18 protein-coding genes are annotated in these 18,537 nt (G+C 55.8%); 4 read left to right on the forward strand and 14 right to left on the reverse strand.

The window, feature by feature from the left end:
* Positions 1 to 5: 5 nt before the first annotated feature.
* Positions 6 to 497: a type II RES/Xre toxin-antitoxin system antitoxin gene (parS, locus tag O2597_RS10705; RefSeq protein ID WP_269524671.1), complete on the reverse strand. Its 492-nt coding sequence runs from the start codon at positions 495 to 497 to the stop codon at positions 6 to 8.
* A 588-nt stretch (positions 498 to 1,085) separates the two neighbouring features.
* Here parS and lysS point away from each other — a divergent pair.
* Positions 1,086 to 2,570 (forward strand): lysine--tRNA ligase, encoded by a 1,485-nt coding sequence (lysS, locus tag O2597_RS10710; protein WP_269524673.1) that lies wholly within the window; start codon positions 1,086 to 1,088, stop codon positions 2,568 to 2,570.
* Between the two features lie 44 nt (positions 2,571 to 2,614).
* Here the strand turns inward: lysS and O2597_RS10715 are convergent, their stop codons facing one another.
* From O2597_RS10715 to O2597_RS10765, 11 genes are all read right to left on the reverse strand, one after another.
* Positions 2,615 to 3,145 carry an NUDIX hydrolase gene (locus O2597_RS10715; RefSeq protein WP_269524674.1) on the reverse strand — a complete coding sequence of 177 codons (531 nt, stop codon included), beginning with the start codon at positions 3,143 to 3,145 and terminating at the stop codon, positions 2,615 to 2,617.
* An 8-nt stretch (positions 3,146 to 3,153) separates the two neighbouring features.
* Complete coding sequence (locus tag O2597_RS10720) at positions 3,154 to 4,131, reverse strand: glycosyltransferase (protein WP_269524675.1); 978 nt, start codon at positions 4,129 to 4,131, stop codon at positions 3,154 to 3,156.
* Between the two features lie 10 nt (positions 4,132 to 4,141).
* Positions 4,142 to 5,128 carry a 3'-5' exoribonuclease YhaM family protein gene (locus O2597_RS10725; protein WP_269524676.1) on the reverse strand — a complete coding sequence of 329 codons (987 nt, stop codon included), beginning with the start codon at positions 5,126 to 5,128 and terminating at the stop codon, positions 4,142 to 4,144.
* A 138-nt stretch (positions 5,129 to 5,266) separates the two neighbouring features.
* Complete coding sequence (locus O2597_RS10730) at positions 5,267 to 5,929, reverse strand: hypothetical protein (protein ID WP_269524678.1); 663 nt, start codon at positions 5,927 to 5,929, stop codon at positions 5,267 to 5,269.
* Positions 5,930 to 6,005: 76 nt separating this feature from the next.
* On the reverse strand, positions 6,006 to 6,695 hold the full coding sequence (locus O2597_RS10735; RefSeq protein ID WP_269524680.1) for a hypothetical protein: 690 nt from the start codon (positions 6,693 to 6,695) through the stop codon (positions 6,006 to 6,008).
* A gap of 10 nt (positions 6,696 to 6,705) precedes the next feature.
* Positions 6,706 to 9,669 carry a hypothetical protein gene (locus O2597_RS10740; protein WP_269524682.1) on the reverse strand — a complete coding sequence of 988 codons (2,964 nt, stop codon included), beginning with the start codon at positions 9,667 to 9,669 and terminating at the stop codon, positions 6,706 to 6,708.
* 280 nt (positions 9,670 to 9,949) lie between these two features.
* A complete protein-coding gene (gene sufT, locus O2597_RS10745; RefSeq protein WP_269524684.1) occupies positions 9,950 to 10,492 on the reverse strand; it encodes a putative Fe-S cluster assembly protein SufT in 543 nt (180 codons plus the stop codon).
* Between the two features lie 107 nt (positions 10,493 to 10,599).
* Positions 10,600 to 11,898 (reverse strand): Fe-S cluster assembly protein SufD, encoded by a 1,299-nt coding sequence (gene sufD / locus O2597_RS10750; protein WP_269524685.1) that lies wholly within the window; start codon positions 11,896 to 11,898, stop codon positions 10,600 to 10,602.
* Between the two features lie 44 nt (positions 11,899 to 11,942).
* Positions 11,943 to 13,361 carry a Fe-S cluster assembly protein SufB gene (gene sufB / locus O2597_RS10755; protein ID WP_269524686.1) on the reverse strand — a complete coding sequence of 473 codons (1,419 nt, stop codon included), beginning with the start codon at positions 13,359 to 13,361 and terminating at the stop codon, positions 11,943 to 11,945.
* A gap of 30 nt (positions 13,362 to 13,391) precedes the next feature.
* A complete protein-coding gene (gene sufC / locus O2597_RS10760; RefSeq protein WP_269524688.1) occupies positions 13,392 to 14,153 on the reverse strand; it encodes a Fe-S cluster assembly ATPase SufC in 762 nt (253 codons plus the stop codon).
* A gap of 25 nt (positions 14,154 to 14,178) precedes the next feature.
* Entirely contained in the window at positions 14,179 to 14,616 is a 438-nt protein-coding gene (locus tag O2597_RS10765; protein WP_269524689.1) for a Fur family transcriptional regulator, read from the reverse strand.
* Positions 14,617 to 14,806: 190 nt separating this feature from the next.
* Between O2597_RS10765 and O2597_RS10770 the strand changes: the two genes are divergently transcribed.
* Positions 14,807 to 15,553, forward strand: coding sequence for an RsmE family RNA methyltransferase (locus O2597_RS10770; RefSeq protein ID WP_269524690.1), 747 nt, complete (start codon positions 14,807 to 14,809; stop codon positions 15,551 to 15,553).
* On the opposite strand, the gene O2597_RS10775 is transcribed toward O2597_RS10770, so the two are convergent.
* Positions 15,550 to 16,764, reverse strand: coding sequence for a SpoIIE family protein phosphatase (locus O2597_RS10775; RefSeq protein ID WP_269524691.1), 1,215 nt, complete (start codon positions 16,762 to 16,764; stop codon positions 15,550 to 15,552). The genes O2597_RS10770 and O2597_RS10775 overlap by 4 nt on opposite strands.
* A gap of 128 nt (positions 16,765 to 16,892) precedes the next feature.
* Here O2597_RS10775 and dtd point away from each other — a divergent pair, with 128 nt between their 5' ends.
* The gene (dtd, locus tag O2597_RS10780) at positions 16,893 to 17,357 is read left to right on the forward strand and encodes a D-aminoacyl-tRNA deacylase (protein WP_269524692.1); all 465 of its coding nucleotides are present in this window, start codon (positions 16,893 to 16,895) and stop codon (positions 17,355 to 17,357) included.
* Positions 17,357 to 17,881 (forward strand): DNA-3-methyladenine glycosylase, encoded by a 525-nt coding sequence (locus O2597_RS10785; RefSeq protein ID WP_269524693.1) that lies wholly within the window; start codon positions 17,357 to 17,359, stop codon positions 17,879 to 17,881. The genes dtd and O2597_RS10785 overlap by 1 nt, the downstream gene beginning before the upstream one ends.
* 61 nt (positions 17,882 to 17,942) lie before the next feature.
* Here the strand turns inward: O2597_RS10785 and O2597_RS10790 are convergent, their stop codons facing one another.
* Complete coding sequence (locus O2597_RS10790; RefSeq protein ID WP_269524695.1) at positions 17,943 to 18,530, reverse strand: YceI family protein; 588 nt, start codon at positions 18,528 to 18,530, stop codon at positions 17,943 to 17,945.
* Between the last annotated feature and the right edge of the window lie 7 nt (positions 18,531 to 18,537).

The following is an 18,537-nucleotide window of genomic DNA, read 5'->3' on the forward strand; positions in this document are numbered from 1 at the left end:
ATCTCTTAGCTGAAGACCCCGTATTCGATCCGGCCGAGGACATTTTCGACTTCGCGGGCGCCTGCTTCGGTTTCGGCAAAGTGAAGCGGTGTTTCGTAATCGAGTGCGCGAGCCGGTGCCTGTAACCAGTCGCGGGCCTCCGCTTCGCCGCCCAGCACGCTTGAAGCCCTGGCAAAGAGGCGCGCATAACGCAGAAGGCGATCGGATTCCTGCATGTCGAGTCGCCCGCTTTTACGGCGGCGAACCAGTGTGCTGCGCGAGATGCCGAGATGTTTCGCCAGTGGTTCCGCGCCGATCCCGAGCAATTTATCAAGTCCTTCGAATTCGACCATCGGCAGACCATGGCGGATGCTTTCGACGGTCTCGCCGATTCCCAGCGGGCGTTCACCCTTCGGATCCGCCAAGCCGTAGATCGCTGCGGGCTCTTCGGCTCGGGGGGTCTTGTCTGGCTGATTGTGCTTCACTTGAGCATAATTAAATGCCCATCTGGTATGCATGCAAGTCTTTCCGACTATTTTGCCTGCTCGCATTCTTCCAAAGCGCAGTCCCCGTAGCGAAGGCATCCTGCCTGCCCGAGCAAAGACAAAATGATTCTTAGAACACTGACCGATCACACCGCATCCGTTTGAGGCAAAATCATTTACAGGCAAAATGATTTGCTTACACAGCGCACTCGCAACGCCGCATACATTTTAGACAGAACGATTTACAGCAGAATGATTATTTTCGAATGGGCACCGGTCGAAATCGCTGTCGCGCTTTCGCTACCACCCAAAAAAGTATGCGGCGTTGATCGCGTGCGGTGCAGAAATCATTCTGCTGTAAATCGTTCTGTCTAAAATCCACGCCTCTGTAAGCATCATTCTGCCTGAACCTCCGGCGTTGTCCTCGTCTGTAATGTGCCTGGTCGAAATCGCTATCGCGCTTTCGCTACAAAGCGGTGGGAGTTTTCAGAAAAATTATTCTGCTGTAAATCATCCTGCTCCAAAAACGTCGCTGTAAGCTCTCATCCCATCATGGAATGACTCTGGCCGACTTTACATTTGCCATTTTTTCGAGGGGACGCATCTTCCACCGCTTCCGTTATGACAGACCAGAACGCCAATCAGGACAATACGCATGATCTTTATGCGGTCCGGCTCCAGAAGCTAGAGAACCTTTGCAAGGAAGGGCGCAACCCGTTCCAGGCAAATTGCGCGCAGACGCATACCTCGGCCGAGGCTGTTAAATTGTACAAGGAAGATGTTGCCGACGAGGAGCAGCCCCGCGTTGCTGTGGCCGGTCGTATCGTGACCTTTCGTGTCATGGGCAAGGCCAGCTTCATTAAGCTGCAGGACCGCAACGGACAGATCCAGTGCTACGTGACCCGTGACGAGCTGCCTGAGGGCGAGTACAATACCTATTTCAAGAAGCTGGACCTCGGAGACATCATCGGCGTCGAAGGCCGTCTCTTTAAGACCAAGACCGGCGAGATCACCGTCCGCGCCGAGAGCTACACCCTTGTCACCAAGTCGCTGCGTCCGCTGCCCGAGAAGTGGGCCGGCTTGACCGACGACGACAAGATCTACCGCCAGCGCTATCTCGACCTGATTGTCAACAAGGAGTCCAACAAGCGCTTCAAGCAACGTGCCGACATCATCAAGGAGATGCGCAAGTATCTTTGGGAGCGTGATTTCCAGGAAGTGGAAACCCCGGTCCTGCAAGGCGTGGCCGGCGGTGCGGCGGCGCGTCCCTTCGTGACCCATTTTAATGCGTTGGATTGCACCTTCTACATGCGTATCGCTCTGGAGCTGTATCTGAAGCGGATGCTGGTTGGTGGTGAGGACCGTGTGTTTGAAATCGGTCGCGTTTTCCGGAACGAAGGCCTATCCCGCCGTCATAATCCCGAGTTTACCATGCTTGAGCTCTATCAAGCCTACTCTGACTTCCGGGGCATGATGGAACTGACCCAGGGGCTGATCCAGCATGTGGCTGAAAAGGTCATCGGTTCGCTGGAAATCCAGCGTCCGGACGGCCAGGTTATCAACCTGGGCGGCGAGTGGCGCGAGGCGAAGTACAAGGATTTGATCATTGAAGCCACCGGCGATCCTGAATGGTTCAGCTATGACCGTGAGACGAAGCTGGAGAAGGCACGTGACCTCAATATCGAGGTCGACGGGGAGTTGGAAGACTACGAGATCACCAACAATGTCTTCGAGAAGATTATCGAGCCGACCCTGATTCAGCCGACTTTCGTGACGCATATTCCGAAGGAACTTTGCCCACTGGCAAAGATCACGAAGGATGACGAAACCACGATCGACGTGTTCGAGCTTTGCATCAACGGACAGGAAATCGCGCCGGCTTACTCGGAGCAGAACGACCCGATCATCCAACGCAAGATGTTCGAGGAACAGGTCGGTGAAGAACAGCAGGATATGGACACCGATTTCCTCACCGCACTGGAGCACGGCATGCCACCGGCCGGTGGCATGGGGCTTGGAATCGACCGTCTGGTCATTCTCTTGACCGGAGCCGAAAGTATCCGCGATACGATCCTCTTCCCGAGCCTCAAGCCGATCATCGACTAAAGGCTTCGCTTCGAAACTTGGTTGTGTGGGAGCTGGCGGTTCCCCTATCGGCCCCGACTTGCCCGGTATTTACGGATGGCGGCCCGCATGGACGGAAAGGCGATCTCGTCGAGATCGAGCGTTATCGGATCCATGTACTCATAGCCCGCGATTTCGCTTTCCTGTAGCTTCAGTGGTCTGAAGTCTTCGACCTGGGCGAGGAAAAAGAAGTCCAGTACGGGGTAGGTGATGCCCGCGTAATCATAACGGTTCGGGTAGGATCCGATGTACTCCAGCTCGCCGGCCAACTCCAGATTGAGCTCTTCTTTGACTTCACGGAGAATGGCGTCTTCCGCGGTTTCCTCCATGTCGATGAAGCCGCCGGGAAGCCCGAGCTTGCCCTTCTCCGGATCCTTGGCGCGACGGACGAGGAGGAGATTCCCCGCAGAGTCCAGAATGAATGCACCGACGGCGGAAGCGGCGTTGATGAAATACTGATGCCCGCAGTGGTCGCAGGCGATATGGCTTGGCGGGTTGCGTTGGAGCCCCTGGGTGCCGCACTTCGGGCAGTGTTGAAAACTTTGAATGGGTTGCATGCTTGGTCTTAGGCGGTTTGAGGAAATCGCTGAATGATCTTGTTTAGCTCGGGGGAGATCCTGAATTGTGGCCCGAGGTGATATTGGGCCTTCAAGCGGTTTTTAAACGAACTCTTTTTGCGCCGAACTTGTTTCCACTGGCACTTGATCAGGAAGTTCAGCCCCCGCAGGCGGTTCGGTTTGATTCGATCCCGCCGGCAATCGATGAGGAAGTCATAGATCAACAGTTTCCGGTAGGCGGCTTGGTGGCCTTCCTTTAGCTTCTCGTAGTATTCGCGGGTCAAGCGCTCGGATTTGATGCAATGGTCAAGCTTCAGTTCGGAATCATAGCGCAAGCGGTAGCCGGAGAGAAGGAACCATTTGCAGATTTCAGTATCTTCCCCGGAGGCAAAGGATCCTGGGAAGCGGCCGGAGAGCAGGAATTCGCTGCTTCTATCCAGAATGCCGGTCAGAACGTCGCGACGTGTGACCATGCCGGCCCCCCAGATGTATTTCCGGGTCAGACTGACATCGCCCGTCCGGTTTGCTTGCATGCCTACGGCGTAGTCATGTTGAACGGATTCGAACCAGTCCGGTGCCGCCGTGTTCAGTTGGGCCCGGTTCTGGCCCCCGGCGATCCCGACTTCCGGATGCTTTTCCATGATGGCGTAAGCGACTGCGAGATAGTTCGGAGCGAGGTGGTTGTCGTCGTCGCAGAAAATCGTATAGCAGTAGGTCGCGGTCCGGATTCCGTGGAGCCGGGCGTGCATGATGCCGGCTTTGTCCTCCCCGGTGACGGTGATACGAAGGTCAGGGGAGTCGGCTTTCAAGCGTTGCATGCAGGCCAGCGTGTCATCGTCTGAATTATTGTCGACCAGCACCAGTTCCCATGGAATGCCTGCCGGGAGAACCTGTGCCTTCAGGTGGCGGACTGTTGCCTGTAGTTGTTGGCCGCTGTTGCGGCTACAGATGATGACGGAAATCCCTTTCGGGCTCGGTGCGTTCACGGTGTGAGTCTCAATGGCTCTTGTCTGGCGGGGTCAGGAGTACGCGGGTTTGCAGGCCGGGCAGGTAGTCCGAGAATGCCTCGCCTTCCGGACTGTTGCGCAGGACGCGCTGCACCATGCCCATTTTGGCGTCGAGATTGTCAATCATGGAGACGAATACGGCTTCAGGCGTGGCCGCCATGGCTGCCGCCCCCCATTCCTTCTCTCCCTGGTGGCTGAGGATGATGTGCTCGAGGCGTTCCGTCAGGTCGGCGTTGAGCCTGGACTGGATTGCCGCCTTGCGCGCGATGCGGAAGCCGATGACCACGTGTCCCTGCAAGATGCCGATGCGGCTGACCTTGGTTGCCATCTCGCCTTCGTATTCCTCGAGTTTACCGATGTCATGAAGAATGATTCCGGCGATGGCGAGGTCGCCGTCCACTTCCGGGTAAAGCGGGAGGAGTGCCCGGCAATTACGGACCATATGCACGGTGTGTTCCAGCAGTCCATGCCGGTAGGCGTGGTGCATGCTGACTGCGGCAGGTGCGCCGCGGAAGTCGGCTTCCGTTTCGTCGATTGCCCGTTGCACGGTTTCACGGAGCTTCGGGTGCTCGATCGCTTCGATTCCGGCGACCAGGTCGGCCCAGAGGCTCGCTTCCGGTTCGGGCGGGATTTCCACCAGCTTGCCGAGCATGCCTTCCGCAGCCGCTTCTTCCGGGCTGAGGGCTTCGGCGGCCTGCAGTCGGGGGGAGAAACGCTCGTTGAAATATTCGGTACTTCCGGATACCCGCAGGATGGAGCCTTCGTCGACTTCGTCGCAGACCTTGAATATGGCGGAATCGCCGAAACAGTTGGCTGTGAAACTTCCGGTGCCGTCGCTCAACTCAATGCTGAGGAAGGGGTTACCGTTGCGGGCAGTCTTGGTCGTCTTGCGCCGCAGGATAAAGATGCCGCGGAAGGGGACTGCCAAGGCGGGGTCGAGTGTTTTCAGTTCCTGGATGCTGCGGTAGTCGGACATGCTTTGAATTGAATCTAAGTTGGAAACAAACAGTCAGAAGTGAGATGGCACGCGAGGCAAACGGAAAGCATCGAAGGCTTTGTTGTCGCACAAAAAACGCCGGATTGCTCCGGCGGAAGATTCGGGGCATTGCCGGGGCTAGCGTCGCTTCCGGAGTGCAAACGACGCGAATGCCAAGCTGACCAGGCCGGTTGCGAGACTATAGCAGCTTGCTTCCGGGACGATCTGTAGCGTCAAGCCTTGGATGTCGTAGTCCGCGCTATTGCTTTCCGCATAACTAAAGGTCAAGGCTTGACCCGCATTGAGCTGGTAGCTCCCGCTATGTACGTCACCGGTACTGTCTCCCAGGCTGAGGATGGATCCTCCGACGCTTACGGCGGCAAAGGTGCCTGTGTCAATGTTCGCTAAGTCAAATTCAGTGATCAGCACAGTGTGGCTGAATATAAGGCTGATGCTTTCGGTTGCATCGATGCCGCCCCCTCCGATATCCAGGCCGCTGGTGTCGGTGGTCGCCAAGCCGCCGCTTGTCTCAATTTCGATTCGAAAAGGCGTGTAAGTGCCCAACTCGGCTCCGCTGGCAAAATAGGTCTCGCTCGACAGCCCGTCGAGTTCGGCGAAGTCATTGGCTGCTACGATTCCTCCGCTTCGTGTCAGGCTGAGTGCCGTGTCCGTGCCGGTAATTTCATAGACGCCATAGTCGGATTGGTCCGAATCGAAAGTGATTCGTATTTCCTGTGCTCGGACGAGCGTGCCTAATGAGAATATCAGTGCCAGAATAGTGGTTAATTTCCATGCTTGCATTCAGACGATGAATCAAGGTTTTAGGATACATACAATAACAAAATGAAGATTAGTAATTTGGGGGCTGTTTTAATGCTTAAAGGTGCTCTGTCAGAAGATGGCCTCCAATACGGTGTGAGCCTTGTCTGGCGGGCGGGCAAAGAATCAATAGGCTACGTTCGTCCCTGCGGATCTTGAGGTTCCTTTTGTAGATGAGATGGTAGCGGGTGATCCCTTCTGCGACGACAACGAGCTTAGCTTCGTTTGTCTTGTCCGGAATTATTGGGTCGGAGGCTTGCGCATACTCTAAATCAAAACGCTTCCCATTTAGGGAGCAATTTACCTGAAATCCCGTTAGGTTTAGGATGCGAAGACTGTTCGGCGGACTGACGGATGCGGAGTCGTTGATTGCAAAGACGGAGTATGCTTCGCGCTCCATTGCGGTCGTTTTTCGGAAAATAAGCAGCAGTTCGGCGTCTTTGGGATGCACGCGTATCTCAGTGACAGCATTTTCATTGTTTTGGGCTCCTTCTTTAGCTGTGGTTTCATTCCGGTAGAAGCGTATTACTGGATTCTCCGGCGATAGCTTGACGAAGTATTCTGTGGAGCGGCTTTTGCTTGCGAAGACAAGGCCGGTTGAAGCGTTTGTGTTATCGCGGTAAGACAGGCCATTATAAATACCCGGATGCATGCCGTAAGTGCGGAATTTGATGATGAAGCTCTCATCTCTTGCATGGAGTGAAGCAGGGAAGCAGAGGCTGATCAGAAGGAGAGTAAGACGTGTCATGGCAGTCTTCTCAGTTTTGGGTGGATGATGTCGTGATCCATTTGAAGTCCGTGACGGTAAATCGTCTTCCGAGTTTGGCGAAACGGTGATTTTCTGGCGTTCGCTGTACGGTCGCTTCGCATAGGGCGCTGGAAATCACTTCACCGGTAACGGGGTTTCTGGTGTCGCCATAGCCGCGGATGGTAAAGCTGTCGGATCGCACAAAGCCGATCGGGCCCAATGCGTTCATGAGGGTGGCTTGTGTAATGCTGGCGGTGCTGTGCCTTGGTATGAAGTCTTGTCCATCATGACGGTTATTGATGGTCGGTACTGCGTCGATGGCTGATTGAAGTATACCCGCGCTAATGAATTCCTCCAGACTGAAGGGCGGGTGGTTCTCTCTCGCGTAGAATTCCTTCAGCGCGTTCGGGATGGCCTGTCCCAGCGCGCTTGCTTCTGCACGACTGAGTTCACGGAACGACTGCCGGAAAGCCGGATGCTGCAGGTCTGCCTGCCATGCAATGTTGTTGATGCTGAATGCTTCAAGATAGTTCGTGGTCTTGGCGCGTTCCACTTGTGCGTAGCGAGCATCGGTCTCTGACTCGGTCGTATTGTATAGTGCGGTGTGCGGGTGGTTGAATAAGACGGACCCAAGCGGTTTGCTCGCTTCGAACCATTCCGGATTCGCGGGATAGGCTCCCTTTTCGTATCGGCACACAAAGGCATCGGAGGAAAAGCTTCGCCCGCTAATTACGGCTTCCCATGCGCGGTCAGAGCTTGAGTTTAGGTTGAAGCCATTGTGAAGCATCAGGTCTTCTGCCGTTTCACAACTATCGAGGGCGGGTGGGGCTTTGAAGGCGCGAATTCTGGTGTTGGCCAGAGGTGTGGTGCCGTCCCACGAGGATAGATCGGGCTTTGGCAAGGTGGAGAAAAAATAGCGATCGTATATCCTGTTCAATGCGCCTCCCCATGGATTGCCAATGGCATTGAGGGGGGTGGCCGGGAATATCAAGCTTCTGAAGATGCCGGGATTAACCGGCTCCCCAGTGGGTAGGTCGATGAACCTCGCGATACGGTCACGTCGACCGCTTCCGCTTGTGTCGTAGTGGAAAAAGTCAGCGGCCGAAAAGCTCTCAGCCGGATCGAAGAAGCCGGGATCGCAGTCGCTTTGATTGAGTCTGAAATCGTAGGGAAGGGCAGGAGTCGATTCCCATGCCCGGTTGATGTCCCAGTCTTGCAGGTTGACATCTAAGTCCTGTATGCGTGGATCGCAACGACTGAGCAGATTGCTGATGTCTTCGATGGGCCCCGGCAGTTCCTGCTCGTCGAGGAGTTTGAAGCGGAATGCGAAAGCATAGCCGGAGCATTCCAGTGATTCGTTGTTCATGCCATACTGCCCGTCGCGTGAGGCTGCGGCACGCTTGAACCATGTCGACCGGTTCGTAGGAGCGTAGTCGATTTCGTAGTCGGGGTATCCTTCAAGCGTGAAATGCAGTATTTCATGCTCAACGGCGGCTGCATTACGGCAATATACGATGATTTCGACAGCTTTGTTCGTGAAAGTGAATTGTCCGCGGTAGCTGTCCGAACGGCTGCCATCGAGTCGCATGCCAAGTTCTTTGTGCAGGGCGCCGGTCTGATTGGTTCCTTTGGAATCCAGTGGGAGTGTCTGTCGGAATACCATACCGGGGCGGAGCAACTTGGCGGCATCATAATCACTCCAGAGTAATGTCACGTCAGGTACCGTGCCGGAGACATCCTCGCCAGTGTTCAGGTTCTGGATGGTGAAGTCGGGCAAGTTCCGGACTTCGAACCGTAGGTCGGAGAAGCCCAGGTCTGTGGGCATATCCGGGTCGCCAATCCGGATTGGAATCGTGTAGGGATTCCACAGTTCAACATAGAGCTTATACACGAAGAAAAGCCCGCTAGGTTTGCTCTGTGCATCTTCGCCTCCGTCGCTGACGATGCCGCCGCTTAGTTGGAATTCCGTGATGACCGGTGTGATTGAAAAGGATTGAAGCTGCTGGGGGACGACGTCGAGTGCCATTCCGGGGGGAAGCATGCCTGCCGACTCTTGCAATGTGCTGCTCGTCGGTTCTCCACGAAACTGGACCAGTTGTACGCTTGGGGGTTGAAGGAGGTCATCGGGGTCCTGGTAGAGGCTGATTAGTTGCTCATGCTGAATGCTCTCCGCATCGAGTGTCTTGAGATAGCTCAGGTCTTTTTTCAGCCCGCCTTCGCGTGTGTTGGAGAGTACGAATGCATTTTCCACGGTGGCTGAGTCGTATGCGATATCCGGTGGGTCTGCCTCCTGTTCGATGGCCGCCAGACGCAATTGATTGAGAGTGGTGCAACGTTCAAGTCTTGCCTGTGTCGAGGGCGCGCATGCTGTGTAATCGTAGAGTTGAGGGTATTCGAATGCAGGCTTGTGGCGGGTCAGGCTGTTGTGGAAGGTCTTCGAGTTGTAGTCGAGATAGTTTGTATTTTCGTCCGGCATTGAGGCCTCTTCCAGTCCGCGCATTCTTTTAAGCGGGATCTTGATGCCCTCGTCCTCGACGCTCCATGCCATGTGTGTCCGGCTTCCTTCGATGGACTCCAATGCCACCTCCAGTCGTGCTTCCGGGCTTGTGCCTGAGCTTGGGACGCTCTGGGGTGGGATGAGGTTGATCTCTTCGATGGCTTTGACCGAAGGATCTTTGGTTTGACCGGATACCAACCATGACGGAGCCGTCTCGGCCTTTGTCGTGTCCCAGACTCCAGTCCAAAGGCGATGGCTTTCAAGGGTGCTGTCTCCGGTTAGATCTGATCGGGCGGTGACCCGTTGGTCGGGCCCCGCTGCTTTTTGAAGTTCGGCCAGAGCGATATAAAATGCCAGCCGGGCTGACTCTCTGGCTTGTAAGCTCTCTATGCGCGTGGCCGTTGCACGCGTTTCCAGCTCTACGATGAGAGCCAGTGTGCAAGTCAGTACGAGAAGCGATGCGGTGAGGAGTAGCATCGTGGTGAGCACAAATGCCTGAGATTCGCTAGTATCTTCGGTTTGACCTAAGCGGGTCATCCCTCCTTGCTAATAAATAACTATTTAAAGAAAAGTAATTAAATGGCTGTAGGCTAACTTTATGGAAAATATACAAAATATTGAATCGTGGCCGGTGGGTGAAATCGCTTGATGATGGATGTGCCCGCTGCCGTCCTATGAAAAAGCTCCGGTGCGATTCGCACCTGGTTTGGTTGCGAAAAGCGCCGGAGCTCTGTGAAAGTTGGAAACTGTTGGACGTCTAAATCAGTCCCAGGACCATCTTGCCTTCTTCGGTGATCATGTCCTGGTTCCAGGGCGGATCCCAGACAATGTCAACCTGTGCTTCGGACACGCCGGGTACGCCTTCGAGCTGGTACTTGGCGTCTTCTGCGATCGCCGGACCCATCCCGCAGCCGGGGGCGGTCAATGTCATTTGCATGTCGATTTTGTAGCCCCCGTCGAGCTGCTCATTGACTTCGAGCGAATAGACGAGGCCGAGGTCGACGATATTAACTGGGATTTCCGGATCGAATACCTTCTTGATCGACTCCCAAAGCGCATCCCTGTCGGGTGGTCCGCTATGGGCCGCGTCGGTCTTCTTGATTTCGTCGGTAATTTCTTCGCCCAGAGCATCGCCATCGACCCCTTTGATGCGGTACATGCCGTTCGAGGTCATGACGGTGTAATTGCCGCCGAGACGGTGCGTGATAGTGACGGGTTCGCCTTCCGGCAGGGGCATGGGCGTGCCCTGCGGGATCAGCGTGGCTTCGACTTCGCGTGTGAGGATGCGGTCTTCAGACATTGTTAACTGAATTTGGAATTAGGAATGACGAATTGAGGATTGTCGGGCTCAGCTTGCTGGAGTTCTGGTCCCCAGCAAGCTGAAGCCCCACTTAATTAGAAATTCGATTAGTGTATCTTGTGATCGAATTTCTTGTGGATGAGCATGCGGAGGTTTTCGGCGAGCTCTTCGCTGTCCACCTTTTCAATAACTTCTTCGAAGAAACCGAAAACCATGAGTTGCATCGCGGTGCGCTGGGGAATGCCTCTGCTCATCATGTAGAAGAGTTCGGCTTCATCGACGTTGCCCGTGGTGGCCCCGTGGGAGCATTTCACATCGTTGGCTAGGATTTCTAATCCGGGCAGCGCGTTGGCTTCGGCGGTCGGATCCAAGAGCAGGTTGCGGTTGGTCTGGTACGCGTCGGTTTGCTGGGCGCCTTCCGCGACCTTGATCAGACCGGAGAAGATCGTGCGGCTCTTGTCGAGCAGTGCGTTCTTGTAGAGCAGATCGGAGACGGCGTTCGGCGCATTGTGGATCTGATAGGTCCGTTGATCGAATTCCTGGCTCTCTTCCGCGACGGTCAGCGAATACATCTTCACGTCGGCACCGGGACCCTCGATGCGGGTCTGGCTTTCGAAGCGGGCGCGTTCCGCACCAATGTTGACGGCGAGGTTCTTTACCTGCGTGTCGCGTCCGGCGACCGTAGTGTCGAGCTGGAAGGATGTGGTTTGCTCATTCCAGTCCTGCACGACCTTACGGAAGACATTGGCTCCGTTGCCGGCATGGATATTGGAGACTGCGATGTTTAGCGCCTGGTTCTCCGCGGTGTCGGAGAAGAAGACGTCGACGATGGCGGCCTGACAGTTGTCTTCGGCGATAATCAGCGTGTGCGGGAAGACCGCTGCGCGTGTCCCGCTGGTCCAGTAGTAATTCACCAGAGGCTGCTCGATCACGACGCCCTTGGGAATATAGAGTACGGATCCGGCGCGGACGACGGAGGCATGCAGGCCGAAGTACTTCTCGGAGCCCAGTTCGGTCGACTCCTGGAGGAAGTACTTTTCCATCAATTCCGGATGCTTCTCGACAGCTTCGAGGACCGGCAGGTAGATCACGCCCTTGGCGGCGAGTTCTTCACTGACGGCTTCGAAGCGGGCCGGTGCGTCGTCGACAAAGACCAGGCTGCCGGCGCGATCACTGACGAGGTCGGAACGCTTGTCCAGTTCGGCCAGCTTTTCCGCCGCCGGAGCGGGGGGCGGAGCGTAGTCGTCGGTGCTGAGGCGGCCGACGGATGCGAAGCGCCAGCGTTCATCTTTGGCGGTGGGGGCGGGCAGTTCGTTGAACTGCGCCTTGCCGGCGATGCGACGCTCGGCCAGCCATGCGGGCTCGGCCACGGAAGGTGCGGTGGGTGTTTCCAAAGTGGTATTCATTCGATGTTCAATGTTGGACGTTCGATGTTCGGCGTTTGTCGGTCTTACCCGACACTGCCCTCCATTTCCATGTCGATCAGGCGCTTCAGTTCGACGGAGTATTCCATCGGGAAGGCTTTCATCAGGTCGTTGACGAATCCGTTCACGGCGAGACTCATGGCTTCACCCTCGGAAAGTCCGCGCTGCATCATGTAGAAGATCTGCTCGGCGCTGACCTTGGAGACGCTGGCTTCGTGTTGCACCGTATTGTTTTCGCCGCGCGTGGTAATCGCCGGGTAGGTGTCGGTACGGCTGTTGGTGTTGATCAACAGGGCGTCACACTCGGTATTATTCTTACAGTTCTTCAGGTGCTTCGGCATGTGGACCTGGCCACGGTAGGTGGAGCGCCCCTTGCCGATGGAGATGGACTTGGAGATGATGTTACTCGTGGTGTTGTCCGCGAGGTGCATCATCTTGGAGCCGGTGTCCTGGTGCTGCCCGTCGTTGGCGAGTGCGATCGAGAGCACTTCGCCCCGTGCATGCTTCCCTTTGAGGACCACCGCCGGATACTTCATGGTGAGGCGGGAGCCGATGTTGCAGTCGATCCACTTCACTTCGGCATCCTCGTCGGCCATGCCACGCTTGGTTACCAGGTTGAAGACATTGTTGGACCAGTTCTGTACGGTGATGTACTGGATCTTTGCCCCCTTGAGAGCGACCAGTTCGACAACAGCACTGTGCAGGGTCGCCGTTTCAAACTTCGGTGCCGTGCAGCCTTCCATATAGGTGATTTCCGCGCCTTCGTCGGCAATGATCAGCGTACGTTCAAACTGGCCGAAGTTTTCCGCGTTGATTCGGAAGTAGGCTTGAAGCGGTTGCTTGAGCTTCACGCCCTTGGGCACATAGATGAAACTGCCGCCGGAGAAGACCGCGCTGTTCAGCGCAGCAAACTTGTTATCGGCGGAAGGGATCACCTTGCCGAAGTAGGGGCGGAAAATTTCCGGATACTTGGCCAGGCCTTCGGTTGAGCCGACAAAGATCACGCCTTCCTTTTCCAGGTCCTCCTTCATGCGGGAGTAGGCGGCTTCGGAGTCGAACTGCGCCTCCACGCCGGCGAGGAACTTGCGTTCCTGCTCGGGGATGCCGAGACGTTCGAATGTTTCCTTCACATCGTCCGGTACTTCATCCCAGCTGCGGCTGGGTTGTTGGCCCTTGGACAGATAGTAACGGATCTTGTCGAAATCGATGGTTTCCAGGTCCTTCGTCGCCCAGTTCGTGGGCAGCGGCTTCTTGTGAAAAATTTCGAGGGCCTTGAGGCGAAACTCGCGGACCCAGTCGTCTTCCTTTTTGACGTCCGAAATGTACTTGACCGTGTCTTCCGTCAGGCCGACACCAGCATCGTACGCATAGTTTTCCGGGTAATGGAAATTACCCTTCTCGGTATCGATGCGGATTGCTTCTTCCTGTTCTGATATTTCACTCATGTGGTCTGAGGGTTGAAAGTTTGAATGACATTAGGCCTTTGCGGTGGCAAAGGTGTCCTTGACCCAGTCATAGCCCTTGGTTTCGAGCTCCTTGGCCAGTTCGGCATCTCCTGTGTGGACGATGCGTCCGTCAAACATGACATGCACGACGTCGGGCACGATGTAGTCCAGCAGGCGTTGATAGTGGGTGATGACAAGGAAACTGCGTTCCGGGCTGCGCATCATGTTGACCCCCTCGGAAACGATGCGGAGCGCGTCGATGTCCAGACCCGAGTCGGTCTCGTCCATCACACAGTACTTCGGTTCCAGCATAGACATCTGGAGGATTTCACAGCGCTTTTTTTCACCACCGGAGAAACCTTCGTTGAGGGAGCGGGAGGTGAACTTGCGGTCCATCTTCAGGTCATCCATCTTTGCGTAGAGCTTTTTGTAGTACTCGACCGCATTGATTTCCTCGCCTTCGGGCAGGCGGGCTTGGAGGGCGGCGCGGATGAAGTTGGCAATACTCACTCCGGGTATTTCCATGGGATACTGGAAGGCGAGGAAGAGGCCCGCATGGGAGATCTCGTCGGGTTCCTTGCCGAGGATGCTTTCTCCGTCGAGCAGGATCTCGCCGCTTTCCACGGTATAGTCCTCGTGGCCCGCCATGACCTTGGCGAGGGTGCTCTTACCGGTACCATTCGGGCCCATCAGGGCATGTACTTCGCCTTTCGGAATGGTCAGGCTAAAGTCCTTCAGGATGGCTTGGCCATCAATGGATACGTTCAGGTTTTTGATTTCCAGCGTGTTCATGGTATTAATTTTCGAATTCAGTGGTTTATAATTCAGGTGTTGTGGATGCGCAGTTGCCGTTGAAGGCGATGTCGATGTGCTCGGCGACAAATCCTTCAGGTAGAATGGACTTGAGATCCCCAACCAGCTGGTCGGGCAACTCGACGTCGTGCACTTCGCCGGTGGCTTTGCAGTAAAAGTGTGCGTGCTGGGTCAGGTTCGGGCAGTAGCGGGTCGGTTCGCGCTCGAAATTGACCTGACGGATGAGACTGCTTTCGACCAGGGTCTCCAGGCAGTTGTAGACTGTGGCAAGCGAGATGGAGGGCATGCTTTCACGTGCCCGTGCGTAAATCTCATCTGCAGTCGGGTGGTCCCGCTTTTCCAAGAGGACGGCAAAGATGTGCTCACGCTGCTTCGTCGATCGTAAGCCGCTGCGCTCCAATGCGTTGTCGAGCATTTCTTTGTATTTTTCTTCAAGATACATGGTCGCTGTTGGTAGGTTAGTAAATTGGATTGATTCTAAATAGCATTAATAATGAGACTGAGTAGCAATAAAGGGTTCCCTGAATTCTTTTCAAGCTATAATTAGAATAATTCTAAAAATAGTCGCTGAAGCCGCTTGGGAACTGCTAAAAGTCTTGTCTGCCGTGCGGGAGCCGACAGCGTTTTGAGGCGTGGCGGGTTATCGAAGTTTCATTTTTCCGGATGCGGTCCTGAGCGAAGGGCGGCTGATTTTGGACCCACGAGAAAGTCATCATCTGGTGCGTGTCTTGCGTGCACGGCCGGGTGAGAGGGTCGAAGCGTTGGATGGTCGAGGTGGCCGCTGGCAGTGCGTGATCGAGCGTGCGGATGCAAAAGCGGTGTGCTTGTCGATCGAGTCTTCGGAGCTGGTGCCGGCGCCGCGGCCTCAACTCGTTCTGCTCCAGTCACTCCCTAAAGGAAAGACGATGGATTTGATCCTGAAGATGGCCACCGAGATCGGGGTGAGCCGCATACAGCCGGTGTATACGGATTACGGAGAGGTACAGCTGAGAGGGGACCGTATGCAGGGGAAAGTCGAGAAATGGCGCATGACCATGATCGAGGCCTGCAAGCAGTGCGGCTTGCCGCATTTGCCTGAGTTGAGTCTGCCGCAGCCTTTGAAGGATTATCTCCGGGCGGCGGGCGATGGGCTTGGCCTGGTTGCCAGTCTGGAATCCGGCAGTCGGCCACTGGCTTCGGTGTTGGGGGCACTTCGTTCCGATCTGCCGGGAGTGATCACGGTTGCAGTTGGTCCCGAGGGAGACTTCTCGCCGGCTGAATACGCAGGCCTGAGGGGCGCGGGTTTCTTGCCGGTGCGTCTGGGTGCGAATGTCTTGCGGGCGGAAACTGCGGCGGCCTACATCCTGAGCGTCACGGACCAATTGCTGCGGGCTGGCTAATCGATCTCAAATCCCAGGATTGTAATGTCATCCTGTTGGTTGGGGGATCCGGCGAAGTCCTCTACGGTGTCGAATACGTTTGTGAGTGTTTCCTGGATCGGCAGGGCGGATGCTTTTTCAAAGGCCGTGATCAGGCGCTGCATGCCGAATTCTTCTTCATTCTTGTTGGCAGTCTCGAAGATCCCGTCGGTAAAGGCATAAAACCGGTCTCCGACATGCAGTTTGATTTCGGTGACTTCGGAGGCCTGGCATCCCGGAAGGCCCATGACTGTTCCGTGGGAGAGGGTTTCCAGATGGATCCGCTGATCCTTCTTCCGGTACACGAGAAACTGACGATGCCCGGCGTGTGCCAGGAAGAGGCTCCGGCTGCCGTCCTTGCAGCGATGTCCGAAATGTCCCGCAAGTCCTGTGACAAACCCTTTTTGGATACGTCCGGTGACCTCCTTGTTCACACCGTCGAGGAAATGCTTCGGGTCGGCGTTGTAGGTTTCGGCCTCATGGGCGGTTAGGTATTTCAGCAGTACGGTGTAAAAGGCCGCCGTGACGCCGTGTCCGCAGACGTCGCCGAGAAAGAACAAGAGGCAGTTGGTCGGGTTGCGGGGAAAGTTGATGATGTCGCCACCGACCGAGGTCATCGGTTTCCAGATATAGGACAGGTTAATGTGTTTCACCTCCGGAATGCGGCCGGGAATCATCACGCTCTGCACGTGTTCGGCACTTTCGTAGTCCGATCGCATGATCTTGTTCTGCTCGCGCAGCAGTTGCTCGCTCCGGGCCAGTTTCTCCTGGGCGATGGTTTCCGCCGTGACATCACGGGAAATACCGAGAATACCGACGAGTCTTCCCGAGCCGAGGTAGAGGGGAGCCTTGGTTGAGGATACCCAGGATACGGAGCCGTCGGGCCAGGTTTCTTTCTCGATCTTGTTAATGATCGGGACTCCGGTACGCATGATTTCCTGTTCGTCGTCGTAGGCTTGCTGTGCGTGTTCGATGGAAAACACGTCGAAGTCGGTCATGCCTTCGATATCATGACGGTTGCGGAACTTATGCCGCTGGGCGAGAGCTTTACTGACGGACACGAATTTACTTTGCCTGTCCTTGATGTAAATCCGGTCGGGGGTCTGTTCCATTAAGGTCTCAAAGAGCCTTTTGGCGGACGCTTTGAGAAGCAGGGCACTCTCATCCTGTGGACTTTCCACTTCTTCATTCATTTACTGTCACTGATTCACAACATCTTGCCGCTTGGAAGGCAACACTTCTCCACTTATCTTGGCGCAAGGTTGGCTTATTTTAGGAAATTTGGCTGGCGTTTGCGGATGGATTAGCTCCATTCGGAGCCATGCGAGTCGTCATTCAACGTGTATCACAAGCGGAGGTACGGGTCGATGGCCGCAGTGTGGGGGCGATCGGGCCGGATTGTGCCGGGCTTCTGGTCTTTCTCGGCGTGGGGCAGAATGACGGGGTCGCCGAAGCCGAATGGTTGGTGGAGCGATTGCTCAAGCTACGGATTTTCGATGACGGTGAAGGTAAGATGAACCGGTCCCTTCTTGAGGTGGAGGGTGAAGCTCTGGTCGTGAGTCAGTTTACGCTCTTTGGTAATATACGGAAGGGGAACCGTCCCTCCTACAACCGTGCCGCCCGACCGGAGCAGGCGGTCCCGCTCTATGAGTATTTTGTCCGTTTGATGTCGGAGAGGCTCGGGCGGGTTGTGCCCACGGGTGAGTTCGGGGCGGATATGAAGATCGATGTCCGCAATGACGGGCCGGTTACCTTGGTACTCGATTCGGAGGGGCGTGATTTCTGATGGCCAAGGTCCTCAATAAGCGTTTTTTCGACCGTGACACGGTCGAGGTTGCCCGCGACTTGTTGGGAAAGGTGCTGTGCCGGCGCTTGCCCTCGGGCAAGATTATCCGCTCCCGTTTGACCGAAACGGAGGCGTATGACGGTTTTGAGGACCAAGCTTCACATGCGCATAAGGGGGCGACAACGCGGAATGTGGTCATGTTCGGACCTCCCGGACACAGTTACATCTACCTTTGTTACGGCGTGCACTGGATGCTCAACCTTACCACGCGGGAGGAGGGCTACCCGGCCGCGGTCTTGCTTCGGGGGGTTGAAGCGACGGAGGGGCCAGGGCGCCTGACCAAGCATTTCCATGTCGACAGTGCCTTGAACAACAGCCTGTTGACCCGAGTGGCCGGCTTGTGGGTGGAAGATGACGGCTTTGTGGCCGATGCGGCACGGGTTGAAGCCGCGCCGCGTATCGGTGTCGATTACGCCGGTCCCCGGTGGGCCGCAGTGCCTTGGCGGTTCACCCTCGGGGCCTGACGCATATCCAGATACAAAAAAACCTCCCGGATGGGAGGCTTGTAAATGATATGGCGACAGCTTACTGGCGGATGGCTTCGATGTTGATTGTGATTTCAACCTCGTCGCCGACCGCAGGTTGTCCTCCGGTTATGCCCCATCCGGTGCGGTCGATTTCCGTGGTGACCTCCCATCCGGAGAGGTAGGCGCCTTGCATGCCTTCGCCGAAGCCGAGTAGTTCAACCTCCAACGTGACTTCCTTGGTCATGCCGTGCATCCGGAGCTCTCCGGTGACCTCGAATTCATCTTCATCATCGGTGGCCTCCCACTTCGTGGAACGGAAGCTGATGATCGGGTGCGATTCGGCTCCGAAGAAATCGTCGGTCTTGAGGTGGGCATCGCGCTTTTCGTTGGCCGTATCGACGCTGGCCACTTGGATGACGGCCTCGACGGAGCTCTTCGTCAGGTCATCGCGGTTCACTGTAATGGTGCCTTCGAATTGCCCGAAACTGCCGGAGGTCTTGGCTACGAAGTGGCGAATGCTGAACTTTACCGAGGAGTGGACCGGGTCGATTTTGTAGGTCTCGATCTTTTCCGCGGCCTGGAGGCCTGCGCCGAGTGGTAGGCAGGCGAAGCCTGCGAGTATTATGGTAGTGAGGATATGTTTCATGATTTGT

Origin of the sequence: Coraliomargarita parva, from assembly GCF_027257905.1 — a bacterium.
GTDB lineage: Bacteria > Verrucomicrobiota > Verrucomicrobiia > Opitutales > Coraliomargaritaceae > Coraliomargarita_A > Coraliomargarita_A parva.

What these genes read in the sequence shown, in the direction of transcription:
- parS (WP_269524671.1), bottom strand. Translation starts at nt 497, where the DNA reads ATGCATACCAGATGGGCATTTAATTATGCTCAAGTGAAGCACAATCAG.
- lysS (WP_269524673.1), top strand. Translation starts at nt 1,086, where the DNA reads ATGACAGACCAGAACGCCAATCAGGACAATACGCATGATCTTTATGCG.
- O2597_RS10715 (WP_269524674.1), bottom strand. Translation starts at nt 3,145, where the DNA reads ATGCAACCCATTCAAAGTTTTCAACACTGCCCGAAGTGCGGCACCCAG.
- O2597_RS10725 (WP_269524676.1), bottom strand. Translation starts at nt 5,128, where the DNA reads ATGTCCGACTACCGCAGCATCCAGGAACTGAAAACACTCGACCCCGCC.
- O2597_RS10730 (WP_269524678.1), bottom strand. Translation starts at nt 5,929, where the DNA reads ATGCAAGCATGGAAATTAACCACTATTCTGGCACTGATATTCTCATTA.
- O2597_RS10735 (WP_269524680.1), bottom strand. Translation starts at nt 6,695, where the DNA reads ATGACACGTCTTACTCTCCTTCTGATCAGCCTCTGCTTCCCTGCTTCA.
- O2597_RS10740 (WP_269524682.1), bottom strand. Translation starts at nt 9,669, where the DNA reads ATGCTACTCCTCACCGCATCGCTTCTCGTACTGACTTGCACACTGGCT.
- sufT (WP_269524684.1), bottom strand. Translation starts at nt 10,492, where the DNA reads ATGTCTGAAGACCGCATCCTCACACGCGAAGTCGAAGCCACGCTGATC.
- sufD (WP_269524685.1), bottom strand. Translation starts at nt 11,898, where the DNA reads ATGAATACCACTTTGGAAACACCCACCGCACCTTCCGTGGCCGAGCCC.
- sufB (WP_269524686.1), bottom strand. Translation starts at nt 13,361, where the DNA reads ATGAGTGAAATATCAGAACAGGAAGAAGCAATCCGCATCGATACCGAG.
- sufC (WP_269524688.1), bottom strand. Translation starts at nt 14,153, where the DNA reads ATGAACACGCTGGAAATCAAAAACCTGAACGTATCCATTGATGGCCAA.
- O2597_RS10765 (WP_269524689.1), bottom strand. Translation starts at nt 14,616, where the DNA reads ATGTATCTTGAAGAAAAATACAAAGAAATGCTCGACAACGCATTGGAG.
- O2597_RS10775 (WP_269524691.1), bottom strand. Translation starts at nt 16,764, where the DNA reads ATGAATGAAGAAGTGGAAAGTCCACAGGATGAGAGTGCCCTGCTTCTC.
- dtd (WP_269524692.1), top strand. Translation starts at nt 16,893, where the DNA reads ATGCGAGTCGTCATTCAACGTGTATCACAAGCGGAGGTACGGGTCGAT.
- O2597_RS10785 (WP_269524693.1), top strand. Translation starts at nt 17,357, where the DNA reads ATGGCCAAGGTCCTCAATAAGCGTTTTTTCGACCGTGACACGGTCGAG.
- O2597_RS10790 (WP_269524695.1), bottom strand. Translation starts at nt 18,530, where the DNA reads ATGAAACATATCCTCACTACCATAATACTCGCAGGCTTCGCCTGCCTA.